The organism is Algoriphagus marincola DSM 16067 (assembly GCF_000429405.1).
GTDB classification, from domain to species: domain Bacteria; phylum Bacteroidota; class Bacteroidia; order Cytophagales; family Cyclobacteriaceae; genus Algoriphagus; species Algoriphagus marincola.
In genome coordinates this window covers 528,297-554,810 of sequence record NZ_AUBU01000003.1, presented here as the reverse complement: position 1 = coordinate 554,810, position 26,514 = coordinate 528,297, and the positions used below count along the sequence as shown (strand labels likewise).

Below are 26,514 nucleotides of genomic sequence, written 5' to 3'. Positions count from 1 at the left end.
TATGGATCCAAACAGTTCAATGTTCATTTTAATCGCTGCAGTGGCAGGGATTATTCTTTTATTCATTTTCCTTTATTTCGTACCCGTAAATCTTTGGATTACGGCTCAATTTGCGAATGTACGCGTGGGAATCGGCGAACTCATCGGAATGAGAATCCGAAAAGTACCACCGAGTATTATTGTTAACTCGATGATTACTGCGACCAAGGCAGGTTTGCAACTCACGACAAATGATCTAGAAACGCACTACTTGGCAGGAGGAAACGTGCCAAATGTAATTCGAGCTCTAATCTCCGCAGACAAGGCCAATATTAATCTTTCCTTCAAGCAGGCTACAGCAATTGATTTGGCAGGAAGGGACGTATTTGAAGCAGTTCAAATCAGTGTGAATCCAAAAGTGATCAATACACCGAGTGTCGCTGCAGTGGCTGCAGATGGAATTCAGCTAGTCGCAAAAGCTCGTGTGACTGTGAGAGCCAATATCGCCCAACTAGTCGGTGGTGCTGGCGAGGACACCATTTTAGCAAGGGTAGGAGAAGGGATTGTTACATCCATTGGTTCTGCTGATACGCACAAGAGCGTACTCGAAAACCCAGACAAAATTTCGAAACTCGTGTTACAACGTGGCCTGGATGCAGGAACTGCTTTTGAGATCCTTTCAATCGATATTGCAGATATTGATGTGGGAACCAATATCGGAGCAAAACTTCAAATCGATCAGGCTTCTGCTGACCTTAAAGTAGCAGAGGCCAAGGCGGAAGAACGAAGAGCGATGGCAGTTGCCTTAGAACAAGAAATGCGTGCCAAGTCTGTTGAAATGAGAGCAAAAGTAATTGAAGCAGAAGCGGAAGTTCCTTTGGCTCTTGCAGAGGCTTTCCGATCTGGTCAACTTGGAGTGATGGATTACTACCGAATGGAGAATATCAAATCAGATACTTCCATGAGAGATTCCATAGCCAATTCTGATTCGGATAGTTCGGATTCGAGCAAGGGCAAAAACGAGAAAAAATAAGAAAAGGGCTTAACGCCCTTTTTTTCTTTTTTTAGAATCTTCTGGTTCCACTACAATGATCGGCTTGTAGGTGCATTTGACGAGGATAGTATTTTTAAACTGATCAAAAATTATGTTCTCATAATCTACCGGAAGGACATTTTTTCCTGTTCTATCGAAAAGCCCGATTTTCCCATCAGACTCAGCTGTCAGCCAGCGACCATCTTGCACTAGAATACTATCAAAAAGGTTTTCTAATTTCGGATCTTGATTAGAAGAGTAAAAGCCTGCTTTCCCATCACGGATGGCGATAAATTCTCCTTCATCTAAGGGAATGATGTTTTCAAAGCTATCAACTCCTTTGTACTCATTCTCAGCACTTAGAATGAATTTCCCTGATGAATTTTCACCGATTGCTCTTCCGTTCGGTTGAATACTGACTCTATCCCAGTTTGCATCGGAAAGGATTTTTCCGTTTCGGTCAATAATGCCCCAAAAAACCCCTTTTCTGAAGGCAGCAATTCCATTTTTGAAGCTTCCCATTTCATCGAGGCTTGGACTAATTATCCACTGACCATTGGAGTCTACGGCTCCCCATTTACCTAATTCATTACTAGCAGGGAAAAGTTTTTCATCACTTCCACGGATAATATAAAGGCTATCGCTAGGGCCTACCAGCCATCCATCTCTTCCCAATAGCCCCAGTTTATTGTCTCTAAATTTCACATTGTACAAATCCGGGCCGATTCGGTTTACCTCGGTCATTCCTACGGCATCCAGTAGTATGCCATCCTCTTTCATTACTCGACGAAGCTTGCCATGAATGTATTCTAGCATAAGATCATTTTCGAAAGAGATTCTGTGGAAACTATTATATCGGACATTTGCCTGAATAGGATCTCCCTCCACCAAGAGATATTGGTTTTCATTGAATCCAAAGTAAAAGTTTCCTCGGGTATGCTCAAGCGAATCCAAAACAGCATCCAAGACCACTCGACCTTCCATATTGAGCAAGCCATACCCTTCTTCATCTTTGATCAAAAGGTAGTCACTGTTATTATCCTCTAATAATTCATAATCCTTTGTTGGATTGATGGACAAGGGCAAATAGTACTTTCCGTTATCTTTTGCAATTACCTGTCCTCTACTGCTGATCCAAGCATAATCCAGCACTCCCAAAGCCCGGGTTGTCCCTTTTCCTCTTTCATAGACAAAGTATTCCTGACCTTTTTTAGCAAGAAGAAGATTGAAAAAAACCTCAATTTGATCATATTTTAGGTCCAGAACTTTTTGACCATATTCGTGATAGGCTCCCAGTCCAGATTCGCCCTTTACCAAAATCCAGGGCGATAGATACTGATAGACTTCTTGGCCTTCGATTTGGACAGCAGGTTGATAGTCATTGGAAAGGAGAAAAAGACCCTCATCGGTTTCTGCAATTCTCACAGCTGCCCCGAGTACGAGGATTTCATTATACATCAACCTTGAAACAAGGCTCATTTCCGAGTTATAAACCTCCCAGGTTTGTGCATTTGATTTACCGACCAGGAAAAGAGCGAAAAAGATTAGAATGTAAAGTTTTTTGAGGTTTTCCATGTCCTAGAATAATAAAGACCAAAGAAAGCTACTTCTTTGGTCTTCATCTATGTTATTGAACCGAATTATTTATCTGATTTAATCTTGTCAAGATCGAATAGGTCTGAAATAATCTCGATCATTTCCTCTGCCTCGTCCCGCTTACAAGCATTCTTTAATTGAATTACCGGAACCTTGAGGATTTTTTGCATCATGCTTTTGGTAATCTTATCGATGATGGCCACTTCATCCTCAGATGCATTTTTGAGGAACCGAGACATTTCCTCTAGTCGAATTTGCTCCAGTGACTGCTTTAATTTATTGATGGTAGGAGAGACCATCATTTCCTTTTTCCAATTGTAGAATTCGTCAATTGATTCTGAAATCAGTTTTTCCACATCAGGAATCGAAGCAAGTCTTTTATCAAGAGCCTCAGAAGCTTTACTTCGAATATTATCTACGTTGTAAAGAATTACCCCAGGTACTTCTTCTACAGTAGTTTCAATAGACCTAGGGACTGAGAGGTCAATCAGAAGTTTGTATGATTGGATTTTGAAACGACTGATGAGTTCCTTGGTGATAAAAGGGTCATTTCTATGAATGGAAGAAACAATCACATCTGCCTCATCCATTGCTTGATCTAATTGATCAAATGGAACCACCTCAAAACCTAACTCAGCAGCTATAATTTCTGCCTTCTCTTGTGTACGATTGGAAATCTTGACCTTCGCGTCAGGAAGGTAGACCATGTTTTTTGCTACATCTTCACCTATTTCCCCTAGACCAATCAATAAAATTCGAGGTTGATAGGTATTGGAAGTCAAACTTTCCATCAATTCGATGGTGGCATAGGAAAGCGAGGCTGCACCGTCTCTGAAAGCAGTCTCTTGCACCACACGCTTGTTGGTGAAGAAAACGGTGTGCATCAAACGATGCAAAAATGGCCCAGCCATGTCCAGATCAACAGAGGTTTGATAGGCTCTTTTGACCTGATTAGCAATTTGAATGTCTCCCACTACCTGAGCTTCCAGACCGACTGCCACTCGAAAAAGGTGAGATACAGAATCCTGATCGTTTTTGTAGAGCTCAAAATATTCCAAATAATCAGTGACCTCAGGAATTCCTTTTTCCAGTCCGATCAGTTTGATTATTTCAGAACTGAGATCCAGTTCATGTGAGTAGTAAACTTCTGTCCGATTGCAAGTTGAGAGTATGAGGGCATCTTGAAGACTGAAAAACTCCTTCAATTTGATCAAAATTGAATGAATAGATTGATCATCTAAAGCAATCAATTCACGGATCTGAACAGGAGCTGTCTTGTGGGATAAACTTATTGCACTGAACTTAAATTGCATAGTATTCTTCTTGCCTCGCAAATTTAATAGACACAGGTGGAGGAAATGTGATTTATGTCATTTATCAATCAATTTAGAAACCGTCTAAATAAATTGTTAGCAAAGGTCTGAATTATTTGAATTGAATGCCAATATTCTTAACTTATCCGTTATTGATCAATTCTATTGAAGTATGAGACTTCGTTTTTTGTATTGGTTGAAAAGGGAAATTGGATTTAGCCGAAAAGAGTCCAGAGGATTTTTATTAGTTGTTCCTGTTCTGACTTTTTTAGCCTTCAGTCCTGAGCTTTTTTCATTGTTTTCGAGGCAAATTGATCCTACCACGGAGAAGAACTTGATAGAGGTCGCAGATTCGCTTCGATTGTTGGGTTTTGAGGAAGTTTCTTCACCTTTTCCGGTTCGAGTAGGATTGGACACTGTCAATAGGTCCATACAGGGGCTTCGAAAAATTCCATTCTCGGAAGCAGACTCCATTACACTTCAAGTTGTTCCGGGAGTAGGCCCAACTTTAGCTGCTAGGATTATCAAATATGAAGTTTCAATGGGAGGATTTTTCTCAAAAGATCAATTGAAAGACATTTACGGGGTACAGCCTGAGGTTGCAGATCGAATATGGGAATATTTTGAATTTGACGGAGAAATCAGAAATCGATTGGCTATCAATGATGCTACCGTGGAGGATCTGGCAAAGCACCCCTATATCAGTTATGGGCAGGCAAAAGTAATTATAGCATACCGCAATCAGCATGGGAATTTTCAGCAGGCAGATGACTTGCTTAAAATCCGGATTTTTGATCCGGAGTGGATCCAAAAAATAGCCCCTTATTTGACTTTTTAATCTGGCCAGCAAGCTCCATCTTTGGGGCATGAAAGAGGTACTCTTCAAAGAAAAATTTCCTCAACTCAACCTTCCCGAATGCAATCCTAGAATCACTGAAGAAGAAGGGAAGTTGTTGATATTTGATTCGATCCGAAAGAAACATCTTGTGCTGACCCCGGAGGAATGGGTACGGCAGCATTGGATTTATTTTTTGGTAGAGAAAAATCAATATCCGAAGGGTCTTCTTGTAACTGAAAAAGGGTTGACCTATAATAAACTTCAAAAGCGTACGGATATACTTGTGCGTAATCAAGAAGGCGCTCCTTACTTATTAGTGGAGTGCAAGGCACCAACTGTCCCAATCAATCAAAAGACAGTGGATCAGGCTGTCCTCTATCACTTCAAGCTCAAGTCGAACTTTTTGATCCTCAGTAATGGTTTCTCACACATATTTCTAAAATATGACTTCTCAAAAAATCAATTTCTCCAAGAAAAAAATCTACCCAAAGCACCATTTTCTCATTGAAATTTTATGATTTCAGTCATTTTTTTTACCTTTTAAACATTAACGAATACCCCACTATGTCTAACTCAGTAAAACAACTTCCTTGCGAACTTTGCGCCAGCAGAAAACATTCTTTGCTTTCTGATTTGTCAGAATCTCATATCTGCAGTATCTCTGAAAGTAAAAACTTGATTTCTCATCGAAAAGGGCAAATTCTCTTCTATGAAGGTACCAAGCCTTTAGGAATATTCTGTATCAATTCTGGAGTGGTCAAAGTTTACAAAACAGCTTCGAATGGGAAAGATCAGATTATACATCTAGCTAAAGCTGGTGACTTCTTGGGCTATTCAGCACTTTTAGGGGAAGAAAATTATACTACTTCGGCGATGATTGTCGAGGATGCGAAAATATGCTTTATACCTAAAGAATCATTTTTAGAAACTCTTTTTGGAAATACACAATTCTTTAAGCGGATGACGAAGCAGCTAAGCCATGAACTCAATATCATGGAGGATAAACTGACAGATGCCACCCAAAAGAGTATTCGGGAGCGACTTGCCTACACGCTTCTTCTTTTAGCAAGTAGCTATGGCGTGGAAGGAAATGAAGCCCAAAAAATTGACCTTGTTCTCAGCCGGGAAGAAATAGCCGGAATCGTTGGTACGGCCACGGAGTCAGTGATTCGACTACTCTCCGAATTCAAAAAGGATAATCTAATTGAATTTGAAGGAAAGAAAATCATCATCAAGGATCGAAGAGGTCTCGCGCGGCTTTCAGATTTTTACGCCTGATAGAACCTCCCAAGCCAAATTGGGGTTTAGGCTTTATGATTTCAAAATGTTTATTGCCTGCTAAAGCTTTCATTATTTACTGTACTATTTCATTTTTGGCCTTCTCAGCCAATGGACAGTCTTTGGCCTATCGGACCATGCTGAGTACGCTTTACGATTCAGATTTTCCCGTCATTTATCCCAATGAAATCGAAAGGCTGTCTAAGTACCAAATCTTGGATACCCGAGAAAAAGAGGAGTATGAGGTCAGCCATTTGGATGGAGCAATTTGCGTCGGATACGATGATTTTTCGGAGGAGGTTTTTAAAAAGCTAGATCCTGAAAGACCTGTATTGGTTTATTGCTCAGTGGGGGCTCGATCTCAGGATATTGGTAAAAAGTTGGTCCAAGAGGGCTTCAATGTCGTAAATCTTTACGGTGGGATCTTCCAATGGGTAAATGATGGATTACCGGTTTATGACTCACTGGGTAAGACGGAAAAGGTGCATGCTTATAATCGGGCCTGGGGAGTATGGCTCAACAAAGGCGAAAAGGTTTATTGAAACCTGTCTTCTGGACGACGGTTCACTTTTCTAATAGTCTTTACCTTTATTCAATCTTCAATTAGAAATAATGAATTTATGTATAATCTCATGATTGCTTTAGTTTTCTCACTTCTTTCCTGTGGAGCTTCTGACCTTGGAGGCATCAATACCACTCCGCCAGATCACAGTGTCTGGAATGAACTCCTCGGTAAGCATGTGAAAGAGGATGGAATGGTCGACTACCGAGGTTTTATAAGAGATCGGGAAAAGCTGGAAGCCTACCTCAAAACCATTAGCAGCAATCCCCCTGACCGAGAAAAATGGTCTGAAGAAGAGCAACTTGCCTACTGGATCAATGCTTACAATGCTTTTACCGTCAAGCTGATTGCAGATAATTATCCAGTAGAAAGCATACGAGACCTTGGCCCTAAATTGAAAATTCCCCTTATCAAAGATGTTTGGCACTATAAGTTTTTCAAAATAGGGGGGCAGGAAAGTAGTCTAGATGAGATAGAACATGGTATTCTTCGCAAAGAGTTTGAAGAACCTAGGATTCACTTTGCTATTAATTGCGCATCATTTTCTTGTCCACCTTTGCTAAATGAAGCTTTTGTTCCGGAGAGAATAGATCAGCAATTAGATCAAGTAGCCAAGTCATTTATTAATGACCCTAAGCGAAATAAGATTTCAAAAGATAAGGCTGAAATCTCATCCATATTTTCGTGGTTCAAGGGTGATTTTACTAAAAATGGAAGCTTGATTGATTTTTTAAACCAATATTCCAAAGTCAAACTCTCTTCCAATGCCAAAATCAGTCATCTGGACTATGACTGGAGTCTAAATGAATAGGCTATCTTTGATCATCAAGAAATCTTCATGAGTCCAAGCAAACATATTGTCATCTTAGGTAATGGAATAGCAGGGATCACCTGTGCGCGACATCTCCGAAAAGGTGATGATAATATTCAAATAACCGTAATCTCCGGTGAAAGCAAATATTTCTTTTCCCGAACAGCCCTGATGTATGTATACATGGGGCACATGAAATTCGAACATACGCAACCTTATGAGAATTGGTTTTGGGAGAAAAACCGGATTGACCTTGTTCAAGATTGGGTTGAGAAAGTGGATTTCAAGGAAAAAAAACTGCGATGCCAAAGCGGAAAAACCATCAATTACGACCAATTGGTTTTGGCTACTGGATCTAAGCCTAATAAATTTGGCTGGCCGGGTCAGGGTTTGAAAGGTGTGCAGGGCCTATATTCCAAACAGGATTTGGAATTGATGGAAAAGAACACCGAATCAGGAGTGAAGAAAGCGGTGATCGTTGGGGGAGGACTAATTGGAATTGAAATGGCTGAAATGTTAGCCTACAAAAATATTGAAGTTACTTTTTTGGTTCGTGAGTCTGGTTTTTGGAGAAATATTCTCCCCGAGGAGGAATCAGAAATGGTAGGAAGGCATATCCGAGAGCATCATTTTGATTTGAGGGTCAATACGGAGCTTGAGGAGATTATATCCGATGGAAGTGGGAAAGTCAAGGCGGTAAAAACTAAATCTGGAGAGGAGATTCCCTGTCAATTTGTAGGTTTGACCGCAGGAGTAAGTCCAAACCTGGATTTTCTAAAAGGCACTGAATTGGACTTGGATAGAGGAATTCTGGTTGATCACTTATTTCAGACCAATCTCAGGGATGTATTTGCTATCGGAGACTGCGCACAGTTTCGAGAAAAGCCCGATAAAAACCGAAATATAATCGAACAAGTCTGGTATACCGGGAGGATGCATGGTGAGACTTTGGCCCAAACCATTCTGGGTAAGCCTACACCCTATAAGCCTGGTGTTTGGTTCAATTCAGCTAAATTTTTGGATATTGAATACCAAACGTATGGACAGGTTCCAGCCGATTGGGATGAAAGTCAAGTCTCAAATTTCTATTGGGAGCACAGTTCTGGTAAAGTCTGTTTCCGCATGCTTTGTGATTCAGACGGAAGAATTTTGGGAGTGAATAATTTTGGGTTTAGGCTTAGACATGAGTTCTTTGATAAAGCTATCCGCGAACAGTGGTCTGGGCAAAAAGTGATTCAAAATTTGGATAAGGCTAATTTTGATCCTGAGTTTTTCGCACCTTATATCTCAGCAATCCAGAGAAAGTATGCTGAAGAAAATAACATTACCTTGAAAATCTCTAAACCCTCATTCTTTCAAAGATTGATTGGAGCGAAGCTATGAAGTACATTCAACTAATCGGGCTAACCTTATTTCTGACAGGATTACTGGCATTCACAGTCATTCCCTTTTTGGGTGAATACACCATTTCTGAGGCGATTGTGCTTGACAATACTAAGGATATTCATCAAGAAAAGATGAAAGAGTTATTGGAGCCCATGTATGATAAGGAGTACTCAAGTTCATTCAGTTTCATTCGGGAGCTTAATCAACGAGTAGATGACTACAATTCCGAGCTAAAAGCTGAATCCAACTGGGACCAAGTCATTTGGGATGATTACAGTTTTCCTTTGGCTAAAGCTTCTCTTTCAAGTCCAGTTCAAAACCATCCCTGGCTTTTCCTTTTTGTAAGTATTGGCCTGACTGTACTCGGAGGACTTTTTTATAATTTTCCAAAATTTAAAGGAGAGCCTGAAGGGATTAAGAACAATGGGATTTTTCATTCCAAAATGAAAAATAGAGGTTGGCTTGGCATGTTGACAGGAAGCTACTTGATCCTCTTTTATGTGATTTTGTATTGGTTTCCAGCTTACATGGTTAATCTGGTTTGGATGGTGGAGCCTTTGAGTCTTATTCTATCAGGCAATTCTGCAAGTCAGTGGTTTTTGTATGGATTGATTTATACACTTGCCATTTTGGTAATGGGAGTACGGATGTTTAGGAAATATCGGGGAAATCGATACCAGCAAATCCGCACTGCTTCTGTTATGTTTTTCCAGACTGCATTCGCTTTTTTGATTCCTGAAATCCTTGTCTTGTTGAATAAGCCTTACTTTGACTTCAAGAATATTTGGCCACTTGACTATTCATTTTTCTATGATTATCGAATAGAGACCTTAACCAGCTCAGGGGCAATCGGGATGTTTATGCTGATTTGGGGAATACTATTGATTGTAGTTGGAGTGCCTTTATTCACTTATTTCTACGGAAAGCGATGGTACTGTTCGTGGGTTTGTGGATGTGGCGGATTGGCGGAGACCGTGGGAGATCCTTACCGGCAGCTTTCAGATAAATCCCTAAAATCCTGGAAAATCGAGCGCTATTTGATTCACGGAGTATTGGTTTTGGCGGTAGTGATGACCGCTCTTACGATTGCCAATTACTTTTCAGCATTCAGCTTTCTTGGAAATGTGACCAATCAGCTTCATTCATTTTATGGCTTTGCAATCGGATCTGCGTTTGCAGGAGTAGTTGGGACAGGATTTTATCCATTTATGGGTAATCGGGTATGGTGTCGATTTGGCTGCCCCTTGGCTGCTTACTTGGGTATGGTGCAGCGATTCAAGTCTAGATTTCGAATTACTACTAATGGAGGTCAATGTATCTCATGTGGAAACTGCTCGACCTATTGTGAGATGGGAATCGATGTGCGATGGTATGCCCAAAGGGGTCAAAATATAGTCCGCTCTTCCTGCGTGGGTTGCGGAGTTTGCTCTGCTGTCTGTCCGCGTGGCGTACTGAAACTCGAAAATGGTCCTGAGGAGGGCCGAATCAATGAAATGCCGATTTTGATTGGCAATGATTCTGTAAAACTCAATGCCTGATTTTATTTCTTACTTCTTTCTATTGGTATATCTCCTAGGTATGCTGTTGATTTTGGGCTATGCTTTGGCGCAGGGTCATCTGTTATTCAATTTATGGAAAGCCAGAAAGAAAAATCCGAAACCTGAGGACATCATTGACTTGCCTAGGGTGACGATACAATTACCCATTTTCAATGAGCAGTATGTAGCCGAAAGGCTTATTGAAGCGATCACCAAAATTCAATACCCACTTGACAAGCTTGAAGTACAGGTTCTAGACGATAGTACGGATGAAACGCAGGATTTAATTCGTGAAAAAATCAAAGGTTTCCCTGATTTCCCTTTTGTTTACATTCACAGGGAAAACCGGAAGGGATTTAAGGCGGGAGCATTGAAAGAAGGATTGGAAAAAGCAAAAGGAGAATTTATTGCTATTTTTGACGCGGATTTTCTTCCAAATCCTGATTTTTTACAAAAGACTATCCCTCATTTTCAAAATCCAAAGGTCGGAATGGTTCAAACACGATGGACGCATATCAATGAGTCTTATTCGCTTTTGACCCGCCTCCAAGCTTTTGCTTTAGATGCCCATTTCCTGATTGAGCAGGTAGGTCGAAATACCTTAGGGGCCTTCATTAACTTCAATGGGACAGGCGGCGTTTGGAGAAAGGATTGTATTCTGGATGCCGGCAATTGGGAAGATGATACGCTGACGGAAGATTTGGATTTGAGCTATCGGGCACAAAAGAAGGGATGGAAGTTCATTTACAGACCTGAGATCGAATCGCCTGCCGAACTTCCACCAATCATGTCAGCCATCAAGTCTCAGCAGTTTCGCTGGAATAAGGGTGGGGCTGAGTGTGCCAAAAAGCATGCATCATCTGTACTCCAAGCTGATTTGCCGGTCAAAACCAAGTTGCACGCCATGGCGCATCTGTTTAATAGCAGTATTTTCTTGGTGATTTTGGCTGTAAGCTTGGCGAGTATAGCAGTTTGGTGGATGGGTTTCCAGGGTTTCATTAGCACCAGATGGACCCAATTTGCTGGTATTTTCTTGATAGGTTTTGTGATCATCGCTTTGGTTTACCTGATCTCCTATTTTTATTCCAAAAAGGGATTCTTTAAATCCCTGCTAGAAGCTATTTTTATTCTTCCGCTGTTTCTTTCCGTGTCTATGGGGATGGCAGTTCACAATTCCCAAGCAGTTTGGGAAGGCTTGACAGGCAAGAAATCTCCATTTGTCAGGACTCCAAAGTTCAACCTTGAGTCAAGAAAATCCAGCCTTCGAAATAACCTTTACTTGAAGTTCCCTATGCCTGCGACTACCTGGGCAGAGGGATTTCTTGCATTAATCTTTTTGGTGATGGTCATTTTGGCTATACAGTCTGGCTACTATCTGTTTTTACCTTTTCATGCCATGCTCGCATTTGGATATGGCCTTGTTTTTTTCACCTCGTTTCGGTCCTATAGTTTGGGGAAATAATTTATGAAGAAGGATTTGATTGTGGATGTGGTCATCCCTGCCTACAATGAAGAGAAGTCTATTGGGAAAGTCATTCAGGAAATACCTTCGCTGGTACGAAATGTCGTAGTGGCCAATAATAATTCAAAAGATTCTACAGCTGCAGTAGCCAAAAGTCATGGAGCTGTTGTCGTATTTGAACCCCAAAAAGGCTATGGAAAAGCTTGTTTGACGGCTATGGATTGGATCAGTCAACAAACTCAAGCCCCTGATGTGGTTGTATTTCTGGATGGAGATTACAGTGATTACCCTGAAGAAATGACCCTACTCTTAGAACCCATAGCCAAGGGTGAAGCTGATTTTGTTTTGGGGTCGAGAGCAAATGGAGTGCGGGAATCCGGATCAATGACATTTCCGCAGGTTTTTGGAAATTGGTTGGCGACCCGCTTGATGCGGCTTGTTCAGGGAGCCTATTTTTCTGATTTGGGACCTTTTCGGGCAATTCGATGGGATTCGCTGATGAGGCTAGGCATGCGGGATGAAAACTTTGGATGGACCATAGAAATGCAAATCAAAGCGCATCAAAAAGGCCTACGCTATCTTGAAATTCCGGTTCGCTACAGAAAACGAATAGGTCAGTCTAAAGTAAGCGGGACGGTTAAAGGAGTGATTGGTGCGGGATATAAGATAATTTTGACCATTTTTAAGTATAGATCTCCTGAATGAAATAGATGTTATGCTTACCCGACTTTATACTTTATTGTTTTTTTCTTGTCTTCTGATCTCTTGTGGTACCGCTTCCAGAGAAAATGTGGATATGGACGCCTTTGGAAAATATTGGTATCAGGGTCAAGCCGAATTGAATGTTTTTGATCTAAAGCAGTATCGATATGGGGAGCCTCGAGAAGGGAAGGCAGTGATGATTTTTGTAACTGAGGATTTTTCAAAATCCAAGCAGGTCAAACTCGATGATCCTCAGAATGCTGGAGCTGATGCTCGTAAGGTGCTAAAACTGAATATGACCCGAGATTTTGTCACGGGTGTTTACCCTTATCATACGATGCTAAGCGTCTTTACCCCTGTGAATGAGGATCTTCCGGCCTACAAACTCACACAGACCATGATAGAATGGTGTGGACAGGCATTTATTCAGATGAATTGGAAAAATGCAGCTTACCAAGCAAATCTCTTTTCATACTTTGAATCTGAGGGCGATCAAACCCTCAAGATTGATGCTCAAACAGAGGATGAGATTTTTAATTTAATTCGACTAAACCCCGATTTAGTCATTACTGGTGATCGAAGACTGATTCCTTCTCTGACTTATCAGCGATTTTCTCATATCGAATTGAAAGCTTATAGAGCGAAGATTGAGTTGGAGGAACTCGGAAATCAAACTAATCAGTTTGTGGTTGAATACCCCGAATTGGGAAGAACTTTAAAAGTCCAGTTCAAAGAGTCATTTCCATTCGAAATTGTCAGCTGGGAAGAAATTCAAGTTAAGGAGAATGGGCAGCTTGAGAGTACCACGGCTACCCGGAGAAATCATCAAAAGCTTGACTATTGGACCAAAAATGGTCTGATTCACGAGTCTATTCGAAAAGAATTGGGATTGTGAAAGGTACTGGAAACCACTTTTTGACAGCAATCTTTTTGCTTGTCCTAGTTCTGGGTAATCTCCTGATGGGTTATCTGATCCCTCGGGAAAGTTTCACGATTTTATTCCTGACATTTTTATTAAGCTTTTTGGCTATGCTCGGTCTTTTTTGGCAATGGAGACAGCTTAAAAACTGGATTTGGGTATTTTTCCTGGGCCTAGTACTCCGCTTGGGGATGTTGGGTGCTGTACCTAGCTGGTCCGAGGATTATGTCCGATTTCTCTGGGATGGTGAAATAGTGCTTTTAGGAGAGAACCCTTACCGATTTACCCCCACTCAATTGTTGGATTCTGTAGAAGTAGCAGAAAAAGATTATCAGTTTTTTCAAACCGCGTACCCACTACTCAATTCACCCGATTATTTTTCGGTTTATCCACCCTTGAATCAATTGATATTTGGCATTTCATCCAAAATCGCTGACAACAATCTATTCACAGGTATTCAGGTTCTCCGGTTGATTTTGATCGTCTTCGAAGTCGGAGTTCTTTTGCTTTTTCTCAGGCTTTTTAAGGCTTTTTCTGTCCCCTTTCGACGGATTATTTTCTATTGGTTGAATCCTTTTATAATTCAGGAAATTACTGTCAACCTTCACTTTGAAGGGATTGTGCTTTTCTTATTGCTTGCGAGTATTTGGGCGCTTGTCAGACATCGAAAATTTATTTCAGGTCTCTTTTGGTCTTTAGCAGTGGGAGTCAAATTGGTTCCTTTGATTTTAGTGCCTAGCCTTCTTTTTTTTAGGAGAACACGTATTCATGCCTTTTTTTGGATAGGAGCTCTCTTAGGTCTATTTATCGCTTTCTTGCCTTTGGTTTGGCAAGATGCCTGGGGCAATTTCTTGGATACATTGAGTCTCTATCAAGGGAAATTTGAATTCAATGCCTCGGTTTACTATCTCGCAAGAGAGGTGGGGTATTGGATAGAGGGATACAATACCATTGCGATCCTGACCAAATTGCTTTCGGTCATTACGATGGGTGCTATCTTTTATCTCAGCTCAAGAATCAAAACCCAAAGGCTTTTACACTTTGTGGATTTTTGGAGCCTGATTTACTTAGTCTATTTGGTTTTGCAGCCAGTAGTTCATCCTTGGTACGCTATTCCCTTGGTTGGACTTTCCTTGTTCAATGGTCGAATTTTTGGGATAGTTTGGAGCTTTTCAATTATTTTCTCCTATGCAGCCTACCATCAAGAGCCGGTCAATGAGTCCTTCGGTCTGCTGTTTTTAGAATACGGACTGCTTCTTGTGGCTTTAGCTTGGGATTTTATTCCTAAGTTTCGGGATCAATTGAATAAAAAAATGTACCTAAAAAAAGTCACATCCGGTCTTGTATTGGCTATTATTATACTTTCATTTTCCTGTGTTCCAAAGGAAAAAAGAGAAGCAAAATTATTTCTCTCTGATAGCATCGAAGCGCATGGAGGACAAGACAATTGGGATAATTTAGAGCAAGTTTCCTTTAGAAAGTGGACCAAGCTGCTCCTCGAAGATGGAGGAGTCGAAAAGGAAACGGACCACCAAATTGTTTTTCGATTTAATCCTTCCCTTTCTGGAAGTATATCCTGGACTCAGGATTCGGTAGTGCATATTTTATCAATGAAAGATGATCAAATCTCTTATTCGATTGGTGGAAATGAGATCTCAAACAGGGATTTTCTAGAAAGTAAACGAAGTGATTTCGAAGCGGCCTTTTATGCATTTGCCCAGCCCTGGAATTTGATGAACGAAGAAGGTTCTGAATGGAGTTCTGAGGGAATTCGAGAGACACCTTTGGGTCTGGCCAAAACTCTTCGAGTTAATTATGGTCCAGATGGAGATATTTGGTGGTATTATTTGGATATCGAGACGAATTTGATTCTAGGAACCGAAATTCAACTGAAAGATCACCGAAGTCTTGTTGAAAATATCGGCTTCAATGAGGTCGGGCCATTCAGGTTTTATAAAATTCGAAAAAGCTATCGGGTAGATTCAAGTGGGAAAAAGCTTTACTTGAGGGCAGATTACCTTTATCATAATTTTGAAATAAAAATGAAATAAAAATGAAACATAGGCTATTAGGACTACTGATATTAATTCTGACGCTTGCTGCCTGCGAGGTGAAAACAGAAGCCGAAAAAATCGTAGATAAGTCTATTGCTGCACATGGTGGTGAACGCTATAAATCAGCTCGAATTGATTTCGATTTTCGGGATATTCACTATCAGATTTTCAAAAGTCCGGATCGTTTTGAATACACACGGGAGTTTACTGATTCCTTAGGTCAAGTCAAGGATTTATTGAATAATGAAGGGTTTACCCGATGGATAGATGGCGTGGAGGTGGATACCTTAAGTGAAGAGCGCATAGGCGCCTTTTCCCGTTCCGTCAATTCAGTGGCTTACTTTGCATTTTTACCTTATGGACTCAATGACCCTGCGGCCATTAAATCCTATTTGGGGGAAACCACGCTCAATGGTGAAAACTACCATTTAGTAAAAGTGACCTTTCAGCAAGATGGCGGTGGAAAAGACTTTGATGATGAGTTTTTATATTGGATTGGAACGGAAGATTTTTATGTGGATTTTATGGCCTACAGCTATCATACCGATGGGGGTGGAGTTCGATTTAGAGAGGTGAGCTCTGTGGTGACTGTGGATGGAATCAGATTTCAAAACTACCTGAATTTCAAGCCAGAAGATAAAAATACTCCGGTCGAAAATATGCAAGAACTCTATGAAAAGGGTAACTTGGAGTTATTATCTGAAATCAACTTAGAGAATATTCAGGTAGAATTTCTCAACTAAATTCACATGAACCCCAAGCGCGTCAAATTTCAAAATTCAAAAGGACTAGAGCTTTCAGGGGATCTTTATTTGCCTTTGGAAAGGCAACCGAAATTTTACGCCATTTTTGCTCATTGCTTTACTTGCTCCAAGAATTTTTCAGCAGTAACACGGATCAGCAAATCGCTTTCCAATGAAGGTATTGCTGTTTTGAGTTTTGATTTTACCGGATTGGGTAGGAGTGAAGGAGAATTCGCAGAAAGTGATTTTTCCTCCAATATTTCTGACCTTTTGGATGCATCAAGTTTTCTTGAGAAAAACTATGCTGCTCCAGCCATGCTGATAGGCCACTCCTTAGGTGGTGCGGCAGTACTTTATGCGGCTCAAAGTCTTCCTTCAATGAATGCGCTCGCGACAATTGGTGCACCCGCTGATCCGCTTCATGTGCGTCATTTGTTTCAAAATAAGCTTGAAGACATTCTAGAAAATGGACAGGCCAAAGTAAGTATTGGGAGCAGGCCATTCATGATCAGTAAAGAGTTCTTGGACAATTTAGATCAGCAGCCAATTGAATCATTCCTTAAGGATCTGAAAAAGGCATTACTGATTTTGCATTCCCCTCAAGACGAAATTGTGGGAATTGAAAATGCTGAAAAGATCTATAAATCAGCCTGGCATCCCAAAAGCTTTGTTTCCCTGGACGGAGCAAATCACTTGGTGTCCAATCAAGCGGATGCAGAATACATTGGACAAGTCCTTTCTTCTTGGAGTTTACGCTATGTAGATCGACAAGACAAAATTGAAAATGATACCAAAGGCCATCCGGTGATGGTTCGACTAAGTGCGGATGCTGGTTTTACGACCGAGATCAAAACTCCTTTTCATCATTTAACTGCAGATGAGCCCCTAGAAGTAGGTGGGAAAAATCTGGGTCCTACGCCTTACGATTTGTTAATGGCCTCATTGGGAAGCTGTACGGTGATGACGCTTCGAATGTATGCTGAAAGCAAAAAATGGCCATTGGAAGAAGTAAGGGTTTATCTTGAGCATGAAAAAGTCCATCGGAAAGATTCTGAGAAACCTGAAAAGGAGAGTTCTAAAGTCAGTCAATTTACCCGTAAGATCGAATTGGAAGGTGATCTTGATTCCGATCAGCGGCAGCGGCTTTTGGAAATCGCCAATCGCTGTCCTGTCCACCGTACCTTGGAAGAAGAAATACTTATTCAAACGCTCTTGGTTTCGTGAGGCAAATCAAACCACCATATTATCTCAGTTTCTTCACAGTCCTTGTGCTGGGACTGGGTTTATGGGTTTTGGAAGCTGAACCAATCTTGCCTTCCGTAAATGAAAAATTAAAAGGAGTTTGTTGGGTTGGGAGTAGACAGCCTCTTCAAGGAGGAGAATTAGCAGCCTTAAGGGATATTGGGGCCAATGCAATTTCTCAGACACCATTTGGTTGGCAAGCAGATAAAAACAAACCCGAGATTCGTTGGTCTCTGGATGCAGAACGTCAATGGTGGGGAGAGTCAGCTCGTGGAATTCGGGCCACTGCCGACTCATCGATCAATTTGGGAATTTCCAATATGCTTAAACCACATCTCTGGGCAAGAGGAAGTTGGCCTGGAGAGATTGAAATGTACTCAGAAGAAGATTGGGTTTTGTGGTTTGAAAATTATAAGAATTTCATTGTAGACTATGCAAAATTGGCGGCTGAATTGGATTTTCCCATTCTATGCATTGGCACTGAATTGGAAAAGACTGTTCACAGAAGGACGGAATGGTTAGAGATCATTTCATCAATTAGAGAAGTTTACAAGGGTAAGTTGATTTATGCTGCCAACTTCACAGAGTTTGAGCACGTGACTTTTTGGGATGAGTTGGACTACATCGGAATTCAAGCCTATTTTCCAATAAGCGAGGGTCAAGAGCCGGATTTGAACCAATTAAAAAAGGGATGGAAAAACCCACTCGCTTCAATTGAAAAGTTGGTTAGGAACTATCAGTTGCCCGTTATTTTTACTGAAATTGGCTATTGCAATACTGCCGATGCAGCTGCTGAGCCATGGGTTTGGCCCAATGAAAGAAAGGAATCTCCGCTGTCCGAAGAAGTACAGGCGCGTTGTTATCAGGCATTTTTTGAAACCGCTTGGAAGAAGCCTTGGCTGGCAGGAGTGTATTTTTGGAAGTGGTATCCTGAAGGAAAAAGGCGTGACCCGGATTTTTCACCTCAAGGTCTGAAAGCACAGGAAGTCCTAGAAGTTCATTTCTCGTCAGTTGATTGAATTCAGCTTCATATGTGACTTTTGTCATGGTAATTGATGTGGGCTTTTAGGATTTTTAGACAATGATTTTAATCAATTGACCTAAACCCGAAAAGTTATGAAAAAGAATATGGGAGTGACTGATAGAGCGATTCGCCTAGTGATTGCTGCAGTTTTGATTGGATTATATTTCTCCGGTACTGTGACTGGTACCTTGGGAGTGATTGCCTTGGTTGTCGGTGGTGTATTCACCTTGACCACACTCGTTGGATTTTGCCCTTTATACACGTTGGTAGGAATGAATACCTGCCCACGAGCAAAAGCATAGACTATAGATAATGCGTAATAGGTTTGGGAAAGCCGGGAATATATTATTTCCGGTTTTTTTATTTGGCCTAAGAAAAACCCATAGCAAAAACGACACATGGGGAATACTTGTTTCTAGGATAGGCTCTCTGAGTTTTGGTGTTGAACGGGTTCAGACCGTTTAAACAAATTATAATCTCATGAATTTAGACTTTGATCGATTTTTCCTTAATTAGACAAATCAATCAACCGATCAAAGCAATGAAATCCAATCGTAGAAGAGACTTTTTGAAATCTGCTGGAGCTCTAGGGATGGGCCTTTTTGGGGCAGGTCATGCATCTGCCAAATCCATTTTGCCACTAGAGGCCCAATATGGCACGAGTAGAAATCAACAATTCAATATGTGTGGCTATGCTGCCCCTAAGTTGGAGACTGTACGAATTGGAATTGTAGGATTGGGGATGCGAGGGCCAGGTGCCGTAGACCGGCTCAGTAAGATCGAGGGAGTTGAGATCAAGGCACTTTGTGACCTGATTCCTGAACGTGCAGAAAAAGCTAAGAAATCTCTTGAAGGCACTGGACATAAGCCAGAATTATACTCAGGTAATGCTTACTCTTGGAAAAAGATGTGCGATCGGCCCGATTTGGATTTGATATACATCGCCACTCCATGGGAATGGCATACTCCTATGGCAGTCTATGCCATGGAAGCTGGAAAGCATGCTGCCGTAGAGGTTCCTGCAGCGCGGACATTGGATGAATGCTGGCAATTGGTGGAAACATCGGAGAGGACCAAAAAGCATTGTATGCAGCTGGAGAATTGCTGCTATGATTTCTTTGAATTAATGACCTTGAAAATGGCTCGAGAGGGTTTCTTTGGCGAGGTTTTGCACGTGGAAGGAGCCTATATTCATGATTTGCTTTGGTTGAATTTTGACAAAGATACCGGCTATCAAAATATGTGGCGATTAAGGGAAAATTACCGAAACGGAAATTTGTACCCGACTCATGGTCTTGGTCCCATTTGTCAGATTTTGAATGTCAATCGGGGAGATCAGATGGATTATTTGACTTCTTTGAGTTCGAATGATTTCCAAATGAAAAAGAAAGCCCAAGAATTGGCTCAGGAAGATGTTTTTTGGACAGAATTTGCTTCCAAATCTTATCGAGGAAATATGAATACTACGGTTGTGAAGACGAAGTTGGGCAAATCCATTATGATTCAGCATGATGTGACTTCCCCTAGACCCTACAGCCGATTGCATGTAGTCAGTGGTACCGAGGGATTTGCTCAAAAATATCCTCAGCCAAGAGTTTCCAAAGGTCACAGTTGGATGAAGGAAGAGGAAATGAAAGAGCTGGAAAAAAAGTACACGCCCGAAATTGTACTAAAAGTAGGGGAATTGGCAAAGCAAATCGGAGGTCATGGCGGAATGGATTTTATGATGGATTGGAGATTGGTAGATTGTCTGAGAAATGGCCTTCCTCTTGATCAAGACGTATATGACGCTGCGCTTTGGAGCTGTATCAGTCCGTTGAGTGAGTGGTCAGTAGCCAATCGGTCAAATTCCATCGATGTTCCTGATTTCACAGGAGGAAGCTGGAAAGAAAACCAGCCTGTTCCGATTACCTTGGCTGGTGGTGGAACTACCAATGTTCGGGTTTAATCGCCTTTAGTTTGGCTAAGAGATAGTGCCTCTTTGATTATTTTTGTCATGGCGATTCTATCCGTTTTTATTGTGCTTAAGTCAATTAAGGCAACTCTTCGAAAATCAATAGGATGACTTTCGCTTTGCAAAGCTATATATCCAGACTCTAATAGCTTACCATCAATCTTGACTAAAGAATCAACTGGACTGACCATTCCACCACCGATTTGGGGCTGATAATAGCTTAGGACTGTATCCATTCTTACCAGATGCTGCACTTCCTCGGCTCCCAATACTATGAAGTTAGCCTGAACCCACTGATCTCCGTGCAATGTCTTTGAATTAGAATTGATACAGTGGGGAGTGAATAGGGTGTCTCCCATGACCACATTTGTTCCTGGTGTGCAGAGGTTGCAGGTACTTCGTTCATCTGTCCCATTGCCTCCAAGAAACTGGCCTTCAATTGAAATAGGGAAGTCTTGATCCTGAAGCATGGATTCGGGATTTTGAGAGTGAAGCATCGCACCACTATTTCTGTATGCCCAACCTTCACCGCCAGGTGCCTGCTCACCAATAAATCGATACTCGACTTGTAAGAGGTAATAAGAAAATGGCTCCTTGTAGAAAATATGGCCGTACTGATTCCCGAAATCTTCATACCCGTCATAGCGCACACTCAGATTTCCATCTTCGACTCGAAAGGTATTGGCGTAGTTCTCATTCAAAGGATGGTTACGAATCTTGATTTGCCAATCCTGAATATCTTTTCCGTTAAATAATTCTTGCCATTTGATTTCAACTTCCTGTTCAGCTTTTTGACAGGAGAAAATGATGAATAAAAGTCCAAGGATCCAAAGCCTATTCGTCATGACTATTTGATTTTGAAAGTTGCTAATACCGGAAAATGGTCTGAGTAATTTACTTGGAATACTTGATATTCCACTAGCTCGAATTGATCAGATTCGAACCAGATGTAATCTATCCGGCCTGAATCATTTGATGAGGAATAAGTCGGGGAGTGATTGTTTGATATACGGGCAGCATCAGACCATTTTGAGGGGATTTTGGAATATTCTGGGTCGGTTGGTTTGAAATTGAGGTCCCCTCCCCAAATGACTGGAATCTCTTTTTTGGAAGTAAATTCCAAGATTGCATTTACTTGAGCGGCCCGGTTGTCTTCAAATTGATGGCAGAGATGAGTACCTCCTACACCAATGTGCTTACCTGCAATTTCAATCTCAACCCAGGCCATAGATCGAGGCTCTCCTCCAGCAGGGGTTGGCAGTTTTATGGACTCCGATGAAATACCCTTTTTGTAAAGGATTCCTTCTCCATAGCCTCCCTCAGCATAATCCATAGCCTTTGCGAAGTAACTTTTCATCCCTGTTTTTAAGGCCAAAAGCTCCAATAAATCTGTTTTTACTTCATAGATTGAAGCAGAGCGCGTGGTCATGCTGTCGACTTCTTGAACCAAAACCAAATCAGGTCCGAGCTGATTGATAAAATCCGCTATGGAATCCAAATTAGAGTTTCCTGGATTTAGAGGATCTTCACCATGATAAATATTATAAGACAGGATTTTCATGATGTTTTCTTGGGCCGAAAGGGAAAAAGGGGTGAAAAGAAGTAAAGAAACTAGGGTAATTAGTGAAAATACTTGAAGAAAATTTTTCATCTTTCATGATTGAATGGATGATATAAATATCTCATTAATAATTGACTGTGAAAAAACCACTCTTGATAATTCTCGCACTTGCAGTCTTGCTTTTTGCAGCGAATTTTTTCTTGGTGAGATTAATCAAAGAGCGTCTACAAAGTACCATCAATACTAATCCTGAGCGCTCTTATGATTTGAATCTAGAGGATGTAGAAGTCAGTATTATTCGTGGTCGAGTAGTCTTGTCTACCATTATTTTGAGTCCTGTGGCAGCTGATGCTCAGGTGGTTTTTAGAGGAACAATCAATCAAATTATCCTTGACGATTTTCAGGTTTGGGATTTTTTAATTTCGAGAGAGCTTATCATTGGGGATTTGGTTCTGTTTAGACCTTCCTTTCGTCTGACTCTAACCGATCAAGAAACTCAGGGACGAGAGGGAACCAAAGCCTTTCAGAGCTTTTTTGAAGATATTATCACAAGAGGTACCATCCGCAATTTTCAATTAATGGATGGAACTGCGGAGGTATTTCTGAAAAAAGAAGAATTAGAACGGATCGGTGGATTTACGGATTTTAATATTAGAGCTCGGGGTTTAAGAACGGATCGGAGAATTATCACTCATATTGTTCCTTTCGAATTAGATGAAATCAACACTTCTTTCAGGAATTTGAAATTGACACTTCCTACAAAGCAAACCTTTGAATTGGGTTCGATAGATTTTGATTTGCTAGGAAAGAAAATGAAGTTAGAGAATATTTCTGTCAGGTATGATGAAGGGCTTTTGGAATCTTCAAATGCATTGGAATACCAGCAAGATCTGATTGAAGTTGAATTGAAGCAACTTCAGATTATAGGAATAGATGCGAGCAGTGATCTCTATGGGAAGTGGTCAGCTTTTGCCGAAAAGATGGTGTTAGATAGCTTGGTTTTTGTTGACCTGCGAAATAAAAATAAGCCTCGGCCAGTTGAACAGAAGAAAAAGCTCTTTTCGGGACTTCTAAAAAGCATTCCATTTCCGGTGGATATGGATACACTGATTATTCAAAATAGTCATGTCCAATATTTGGAAGTGCCTGAAGGTGAGTCAAATCCTGGCTTGATTGACTTTCATAATTTGAATGCTCAAATCTTCGGTTTTGTGACAGTAGATTCTCTTCAAAAATCACGGAAAATGACGATGGAGATTCAGGCTGATTTTCTTGGCGAAACCAAGCTAAATGCAAATTTCCAAGTACCCTATGATAGTGAAGCCTTTCAGTTGCAGTTAAGCCTTGAGGGAATGGAGTTGAATAAATTAAATAGAATAACAGAACCATTGGCAGGAGTTAAAGTCAATTCAGGACAATTGCATCGCTTGGCCCTAGCTATGAACGCCAATGAATTTGGTTCTCAAAACGAATTGACTTTCGATTATGAAAATTTCACAATGGCTGTCCCTGCAAAAGGTGAAAATGATGGGAATAATGGTCTCAAAACTTTCGCAGGAAATCTGGCTCTGCGATCGACGAACCTTCCCGAAAAGAGCAATTATCGGGTTGCATCATACAGATCAACGAGAAATATGTATAGAGGCCCTTTCAATTTTATTTGGGAGAGTACCAAGGGCGGTGTGATGGAGATTATGCCAGCTGGTGTCGTAAAGATTTTTATTCCCAGTCAATCAAAAAAGAAGAGGCCTAAAAAGGCCCCTTGAGATTTAAGTAAATAAACTTCCTAGCTTTTTGAAGCCTTCTTTGAAGGATTGAGATGCATCCCCAAGTTTATCTTTAAACTCATCCCACTTATCCTCCGAATCATCTTCGATTTCTTCCAACTTGGCTTCCAATTCATCTTTCTTGGTTTTAAGCTGGGCCATTTTTTCATCAAATTCCTTCTTCAGGTCATCGGAGAGAGATTCTCTTTTGGCTTCTAGTTCATCGAGTTTTTCCTTCGCTTCAGCGACGGGATCTTTAAATTTTGCTTTAATTTCATCTAAAGTCATAATAAAAATATAGTTTTGATTTACTTAAAGTTAATAAAAATGAAGGAGGAGAAAAATGACTTTCATGGATAATCTGCTTTAATTACTTCTGTTAACCAATATAGATTGGATTAAATTGGTTGAGTGGATTAAGAGTAGAAAACCCACAGAGATTGGTACAGGAAATAATCACATTTTATTTATAAATTAGTTTAATGAAAGAGGAATTAACGGACAAGCTATCCTTGGCCGCCCAATTTGTCAATAACACAGCGGCGCCTATTTTTTTGACTGGTAAAGCCGGTACTGGTAAAACGACCTTTCTTCGAAGTCTTGCAGATCAAACTTATAAAAACTACATCGTGGTCGCTCCGACTGGAATTGCCGCCCTTCATGCGAAAGGAGTGACTATTCACTCACAGTTTTTGCTTCCATTGGGAAGTTTCCTCCCGGTTCGCGAACCAGAGGGGAATTTCACAGATAAATATGGATTTTTTACCCAGCATACTATCGCTAGAAAGCATCCTTTGAATCAGCCGAGAAAGAATGTACTTCGGTCTTTAGATTTGCTGGTGATTGATGAGGTTTCCATGCTGAGGGCAGATATACTGGACGCGATCGATTATCGGCTAAAAAGTGTCAAGGGTAATTTTCAGGACCCTTTTGGAGGTGTACAGGTCTTGTTGATTGGTGATTTGTATCAGCTGCCGCCTATCGTCAGAGAGGAAGAATGGCAGGTCTTGAGTCGGTTTTATAAATCCATGCATTTTTTTGAAGCCAAGGCTTTACAGCAGTCGGGAATGGTTTACTTGGAGCTGGATAAAATCTTCAGACAGCAAGACAAAACATTTATTCAAGTATTAAATCATCTGAGGGATAATCAGATGACTGCTGAGGATGTACGAATTCTCAATCAACATTTCAAAAGCGAAGCGGAAACGAAGGAAATCAAGGACTGTATCACCATTACTACTCACAATTACAAAGCGGAACAAATTAATCAAGGAGAACTGAAGGATCTTTCTGGCCAGTCTTATTTCTATGAGGCTGAAGTCGAGGGAGATTTCCCTGAATCACTTTTCCCCCTTCCAGCGCAGCTAGAACTTCGGGAAGGAGCAAGAATCATGTTTATTAAAAATGATTCTTCAGGCCTTTCACTCTATTTCAATGGTAAACTGGCCACAGTGAAGGAACTCTCAGAGGATGAAATCCTAGTGGAAATGGATGGAGACGGTTCTGATTTTTTACTTCGAAAAGAGACCTGGGAAAACAAGAAATACGTCATCAACTCGCAGACCAATGAATTGGATGAGGAAGTGATTGGAACCTTCAGTCATTTTCCGGTCAAATTGGCTTGGGCAGTGACTGTGCACAAAAGCCAAGGCTTAACTTTTGATAAAGCAATCATCGATGTGGGAAGGGCTTTTGCTCCGGGTCAGGTGTATGTTGCTCTGAGCCGCTTGAGGAGTTTGGATGGTTTGATCTTGAGAAGTCGTATCCAATCTGATCTTATTTTTTCAGACAAATCTGTTGTAGACTTTTCTCATTCAGCAAAAGCTCAAAAGCGATTGGATGAATTACTCCATCTTCATCAAAATCACTTTATTCAAAAACTTGTCCGAGAAACCTTTGATTTTGAACCGCTGCTGAAAGACCTAGTCTACTTTGCCAAGGATCAGGAGTCATCTTTTGAATTTGAAGATGAAACCATGCAAAGCGCGATCCCGGAGGTGCAGGAAAAATTCCGCTCTGAATTAGGTAATTCGGAGCGTTTTCGTCAACAGCTCTTGTACCTGCTTCAAAGCCAAGACCAAAAACTTCTTCATGAGCGAATCGCCAAGGGATCAGTTTATTACGAAAAGATTTTAATTAAAATTCTGGAGAAAATTCACCTTCAGGCTCAGATGGTATCCAATTTTTCCCGCACTAAGAAATATCTGGAGGGATTGGAAGGGATAGAGCAGTCAGTATTTCGGAAATTGCTTCAAATAAGAAAGGTCGGAGCTTTGACATCTAGTATTCTGGCAGGTGAAGTTTCTGGAAAAATGACAGCGCTTGAGAAAGACCTTTTCCAACTTAGGCAGCAACTTATCCAAAAGAACCGGCTAATTGCTGGCGAAAAAATTCATGAAATCAAGAATAAAACCGGTCGAAGAAAATCCAGTTCTGTCAAGCCTAAACGTCAGAAAGGAGACTCTGTAGAATTGACATTACAGTTGTTCGAGTCAGGAAGGAAAATTCCAGAAATAGTCCTAGAGCGCGGCCTAGCGGAGTCTACTATCAAGGGACATTTGGCAGAAGGAATCTCAGCTGGTAGAATAGAACTGGAAGATTGCCTGCCCTCTGAGGTAATTTTGGAGGTGATGGGAAGTTTGGATAAGTTTTCGGGGATGAAAGAACTTCGTGAGCACTTTAATGGGAAGTATGATTACGCTACTTTGAAAATGGTGCTAGCGGGAGCGAACAGGAGTTAGGATATTTGAGAC

The 26,514-nt window shown here is 40.9% G+C and carries 24 protein-coding genes; 19 read left to right on the top strand and 5 right to left on the bottom strand.

All coding sequences use genetic code 11. From position 1 onward, the window contains the following. Positions 1-19 precede the first annotated feature (19 nt). Positions 20-1,012 carry a flotillin-like protein FloA gene (gene floA, locus G457_RS0108205; protein ID WP_394373325.1) on the top strand — a complete coding sequence of 331 codons (993 nt, stop codon included), beginning with the start codon at positions 20-22 and terminating at the stop codon, positions 1,010-1,012. A 9-nt stretch (positions 1,013-1,021) separates the two neighbouring features. Here floA and G457_RS0108200 read toward each other — a convergent pair whose 3' ends face one another. Together G457_RS0108200 and hemA are read right to left on the bottom strand one after the other, a co-directional pair. Next, positions 1,022-2,587, bottom strand: a complete 1,566-nt coding sequence (locus G457_RS0108200) for a WG repeat-containing protein (protein ID WP_026946044.1) — start codon at positions 2,585-2,587, stop codon at positions 1,022-1,024. A gap of 65 nt (positions 2,588-2,652) precedes the next feature. Continuing rightward, positions 2,653-3,921 carry a glutamyl-tRNA reductase gene (gene hemA / locus G457_RS0108195; protein ID WP_026946043.1) on the bottom strand — a complete coding sequence of 423 codons (1,269 nt, stop codon included), beginning with the start codon at positions 3,919-3,921 and terminating at the stop codon, positions 2,653-2,655. 172 nt (positions 3,922-4,093) lie between these two features. Between hemA and G457_RS0108190 the strand changes: the two genes are divergently transcribed. From G457_RS0108190 to G457_RS0108115, 16 genes are all read left to right on the top strand, one after another. Continuing rightward, the gene (locus G457_RS0108190; RefSeq protein WP_026946042.1) at positions 4,094-4,759 is read left to right on the top strand and encodes a ComEA family DNA-binding protein; all 666 of its coding nucleotides are present in this window, start codon (positions 4,094-4,096) and stop codon (positions 4,757-4,759) included. Between the two features lie 28 nt (positions 4,760-4,787). Then, positions 4,788-5,267 carry a type I restriction enzyme HsdR N-terminal domain-containing protein gene (locus G457_RS0108185; RefSeq protein WP_026946041.1) on the top strand — a complete coding sequence of 160 codons (480 nt, stop codon included), beginning with the start codon at positions 4,788-4,790 and terminating at the stop codon, positions 5,265-5,267. A 56-nt stretch (positions 5,268-5,323) separates the two neighbouring features. Further along, on the top strand, positions 5,324-6,037 hold the full coding sequence (locus G457_RS0108180) for a Crp/Fnr family transcriptional regulator (protein WP_026946040.1): 714 nt from the start codon (positions 5,324-5,326) through the stop codon (positions 6,035-6,037). A 35-nt stretch (positions 6,038-6,072) separates the two neighbouring features. Then, the gene (locus G457_RS0108175) at positions 6,073-6,579 is read left to right on the top strand and encodes a rhodanese-like domain-containing protein (RefSeq protein WP_051260756.1); all 507 of its coding nucleotides are present in this window, start codon (positions 6,073-6,075) and stop codon (positions 6,577-6,579) included. 78 nt (positions 6,580-6,657) lie between these two features. After that, positions 6,658-7,410: a DUF547 domain-containing protein gene (locus tag G457_RS0108170; protein WP_026946038.1), complete on the top strand. Its 753-nt coding sequence runs from the start codon at positions 6,658-6,660 to the stop codon at positions 7,408-7,410. 27 nt (positions 7,411-7,437) lie between these two features. Next, on the top strand, positions 7,438-8,793 hold the full coding sequence (locus G457_RS0108165) for an NAD(P)/FAD-dependent oxidoreductase (protein ID WP_026946037.1): 1,356 nt from the start codon (positions 7,438-7,440) through the stop codon (positions 8,791-8,793). Next, positions 8,790-10,334, top strand: coding sequence for a 4Fe-4S binding protein (locus G457_RS0108160; protein ID WP_026946036.1), 1,545 nt, complete (start codon positions 8,790-8,792; stop codon positions 10,332-10,334). Before G457_RS0108165 ends, G457_RS0108160 begins: the two co-directional genes overlap by 4 nt. Next, a complete protein-coding gene (locus G457_RS0108155) occupies positions 10,327-11,796 on the top strand; it encodes a cellulose synthase family protein (RefSeq protein ID WP_035483431.1) in 1,470 nt (489 codons plus the stop codon). Before G457_RS0108160 ends, G457_RS0108155 begins: the two co-directional genes overlap by 8 nt. Before the next feature lie 3 nt (positions 11,797-11,799). Further along, positions 11,800-12,501, top strand: coding sequence for a glycosyltransferase family 2 protein (locus tag G457_RS0108150; protein WP_035483429.1), 702 nt, complete (start codon positions 11,800-11,802; stop codon positions 12,499-12,501). Between the two features lie 10 nt (positions 12,502-12,511). After that, positions 12,512-13,393: a hypothetical protein gene (locus G457_RS0108145; protein WP_035483426.1), complete on the top strand. Its 882-nt coding sequence runs from the start codon at positions 12,512-12,514 to the stop codon at positions 13,391-13,393. A 20-nt stretch (positions 13,394-13,413) separates the two neighbouring features. Continuing rightward, positions 13,414-15,468 (top strand): glycosyltransferase family 87 protein, encoded by a 2,055-nt coding sequence (locus tag G457_RS0108140; protein ID WP_155847107.1) that lies wholly within the window; start codon positions 13,414-13,416, stop codon positions 15,466-15,468. 2 nt (positions 15,469-15,470) lie between these two features. After that, positions 15,471-16,214, top strand: a complete 744-nt coding sequence (locus tag G457_RS0108135) for a DUF6503 family protein (RefSeq protein WP_026946031.1) — start codon at positions 15,471-15,473, stop codon at positions 16,212-16,214. 6 nt (positions 16,215-16,220) lie between these two features. After that, positions 16,221-17,438 carry a bifunctional alpha/beta hydrolase/OsmC family protein gene (locus tag G457_RS0108130; protein WP_026946030.1) on the top strand — a complete coding sequence of 406 codons (1,218 nt, stop codon included), beginning with the start codon at positions 16,221-16,223 and terminating at the stop codon, positions 17,436-17,438. Further along, on the top strand, positions 17,435-18,475 hold the full coding sequence (locus G457_RS0108125) for a glycoside hydrolase family 113 (RefSeq protein ID WP_248602834.1): 1,041 nt from the start codon (positions 17,435-17,437) through the stop codon (positions 18,473-18,475). The genes G457_RS0108130 and G457_RS0108125 overlap by 4 nt, the downstream gene beginning before the upstream one ends. A gap of 97 nt (positions 18,476-18,572) precedes the next feature. Next, a complete protein-coding gene (locus tag G457_RS0108120; RefSeq protein WP_026946028.1) occupies positions 18,573-18,782 on the top strand; it encodes a YgaP family membrane protein in 210 nt (69 codons plus the stop codon). Positions 18,783-19,021: 239 nt separating this feature from the next. Next, positions 19,022-20,428 (top strand): Gfo/Idh/MocA family protein, encoded by a 1,407-nt coding sequence (locus G457_RS0108115; RefSeq protein ID WP_026946027.1) that lies wholly within the window; start codon positions 19,022-19,024, stop codon positions 20,426-20,428. Here the strand turns inward: G457_RS0108115 and G457_RS0108110 are convergent. Both G457_RS0108110 and G457_RS0108105 read right to left on the bottom strand, forming a co-directional pair. Beyond that, the gene (locus tag G457_RS0108110) at positions 20,425-21,279 is read right to left on the bottom strand and encodes a 3-keto-disaccharide hydrolase (protein WP_026946026.1); all 855 of its coding nucleotides are present in this window, start codon (positions 21,277-21,279) and stop codon (positions 20,425-20,427) included. The two genes, G457_RS0108115 and G457_RS0108110, sit on opposite strands and share 4 nt — an antisense overlap. 2 nt (positions 21,280-21,281) lie before the next feature. Further along, positions 21,282-22,085, bottom strand: a complete 804-nt coding sequence (locus G457_RS0108105) for an endonuclease/exonuclease/phosphatase family protein (RefSeq protein WP_026946025.1) — start codon at positions 22,083-22,085, stop codon at positions 21,282-21,284. A 47-nt stretch (positions 22,086-22,132) separates the two neighbouring features. On the opposite strand from G457_RS0108105, the gene G457_RS0108100 reads away from it, so the two are divergent. Continuing rightward, a complete protein-coding gene (locus tag G457_RS0108100; RefSeq protein WP_035483424.1) occupies positions 22,133-23,761 on the top strand; it encodes a hypothetical protein in 1,629 nt (542 codons plus the stop codon). A 3-nt stretch (positions 23,762-23,764) separates the two neighbouring features. Here G457_RS0108100 and G457_RS21220 read toward each other — a convergent pair whose 3' ends face one another. After that, positions 23,765-24,049, bottom strand: coding sequence for a sll1863 family stress response protein (locus G457_RS21220; RefSeq protein WP_035483422.1), 285 nt, complete (start codon positions 24,047-24,049; stop codon positions 23,765-23,767). A gap of 194 nt (positions 24,050-24,243) precedes the next feature. On the opposite strand from G457_RS21220, the gene G457_RS0108090 reads away from it, so the two are divergent. After that, positions 24,244-26,502, top strand: coding sequence for a helix-turn-helix domain-containing protein (locus G457_RS0108090; RefSeq protein WP_026946023.1), 2,259 nt, complete (start codon positions 24,244-24,246; stop codon positions 26,500-26,502). Positions 26,503-26,514: the final 12 nt, after the last annotated feature.

Excerpts from the sequence above, each read along its gene's own strand:
- G457_RS21220 (WP_035483422.1), bottom strand. The coding sequence starts at position 24,049 with ATGACTTTAGATGAAATTAAAGCAAAATTTAAAGATCCCGTCGCTGAA.
- G457_RS0108090 (WP_026946023.1), top strand. The coding sequence starts at position 24,244 with ATGAAAGAGGAATTAACGGACAAGCTATCCTTGGCCGCCCAATTTGTC.
- hemA (WP_026946043.1), bottom strand. The coding sequence starts at position 3,921 with ATGCAATTTAAGTTCAGTGCAATAAGTTTATCCCACAAGACAGCTCCT.
- G457_RS0108120 (WP_026946028.1), top strand. The coding sequence starts at position 18,573 with ATGAAAAAGAATATGGGAGTGACTGATAGAGCGATTCGCCTAGTGATT.
- G457_RS0108115 (WP_026946027.1), top strand. The coding sequence starts at position 19,022 with ATGAAATCCAATCGTAGAAGAGACTTTTTGAAATCTGCTGGAGCTCTA.
- G457_RS0108170 (WP_026946038.1), top strand. The coding sequence starts at position 6,658 with ATGTATAATCTCATGATTGCTTTAGTTTTCTCACTTCTTTCCTGTGGA.
- G457_RS0108190 (WP_026946042.1), top strand. The coding sequence starts at position 4,094 with ATGAGACTTCGTTTTTTGTATTGGTTGAAAAGGGAAATTGGATTTAGC.
- floA (WP_394373325.1), top strand. The coding sequence starts at position 20 with ATGTTCATTTTAATCGCTGCAGTGGCAGGGATTATTCTTTTATTCATT.
- G457_RS0108160 (WP_026946036.1), top strand. The coding sequence starts at position 8,790 with ATGAAGTACATTCAACTAATCGGGCTAACCTTATTTCTGACAGGATTA.
- G457_RS0108145 (WP_035483426.1), top strand. The coding sequence starts at position 12,512 with ATGCTTACCCGACTTTATACTTTATTGTTTTTTTCTTGTCTTCTGATC.
- G457_RS0108155 (WP_035483431.1), top strand. The coding sequence starts at position 10,327 with ATGCCTGATTTTATTTCTTACTTCTTTCTATTGGTATATCTCCTAGGT.
- G457_RS0108165 (WP_026946037.1), top strand. The coding sequence starts at position 7,438 with ATGAGTCCAAGCAAACATATTGTCATCTTAGGTAATGGAATAGCAGGG.
- G457_RS0108200 (WP_026946044.1), bottom strand. The coding sequence starts at position 2,587 with ATGGAAAACCTCAAAAAACTTTACATTCTAATCTTTTTCGCTCTTTTC.
- G457_RS0108175 (WP_051260756.1), top strand. The coding sequence starts at position 6,073 with ATGATTTCAAAATGTTTATTGCCTGCTAAAGCTTTCATTATTTACTGT.
- G457_RS0108150 (WP_035483429.1), top strand. The coding sequence starts at position 11,800 with ATGAAGAAGGATTTGATTGTGGATGTGGTCATCCCTGCCTACAATGAA.
- G457_RS0108110 (WP_026946026.1), bottom strand. The coding sequence starts at position 21,279 with ATGACGAATAGGCTTTGGATCCTTGGACTTTTATTCATCATTTTCTCC.
- G457_RS0108105 (WP_026946025.1), bottom strand. The coding sequence starts at position 22,085 with ATGAAAAATTTTCTTCAAGTATTTTCACTAATTACCCTAGTTTCTTTA.
- G457_RS0108185 (WP_026946041.1), top strand. The coding sequence starts at position 4,788 with ATGAAAGAGGTACTCTTCAAAGAAAAATTTCCTCAACTCAACCTTCCC.
- G457_RS0108180 (WP_026946040.1), top strand. The coding sequence starts at position 5,324 with ATGTCTAACTCAGTAAAACAACTTCCTTGCGAACTTTGCGCCAGCAGA.
- G457_RS0108130 (WP_026946030.1), top strand. The coding sequence starts at position 16,221 with ATGAACCCCAAGCGCGTCAAATTTCAAAATTCAAAAGGACTAGAGCTT.
- G457_RS0108135 (WP_026946031.1), top strand. The coding sequence starts at position 15,471 with ATGAAACATAGGCTATTAGGACTACTGATATTAATTCTGACGCTTGCT.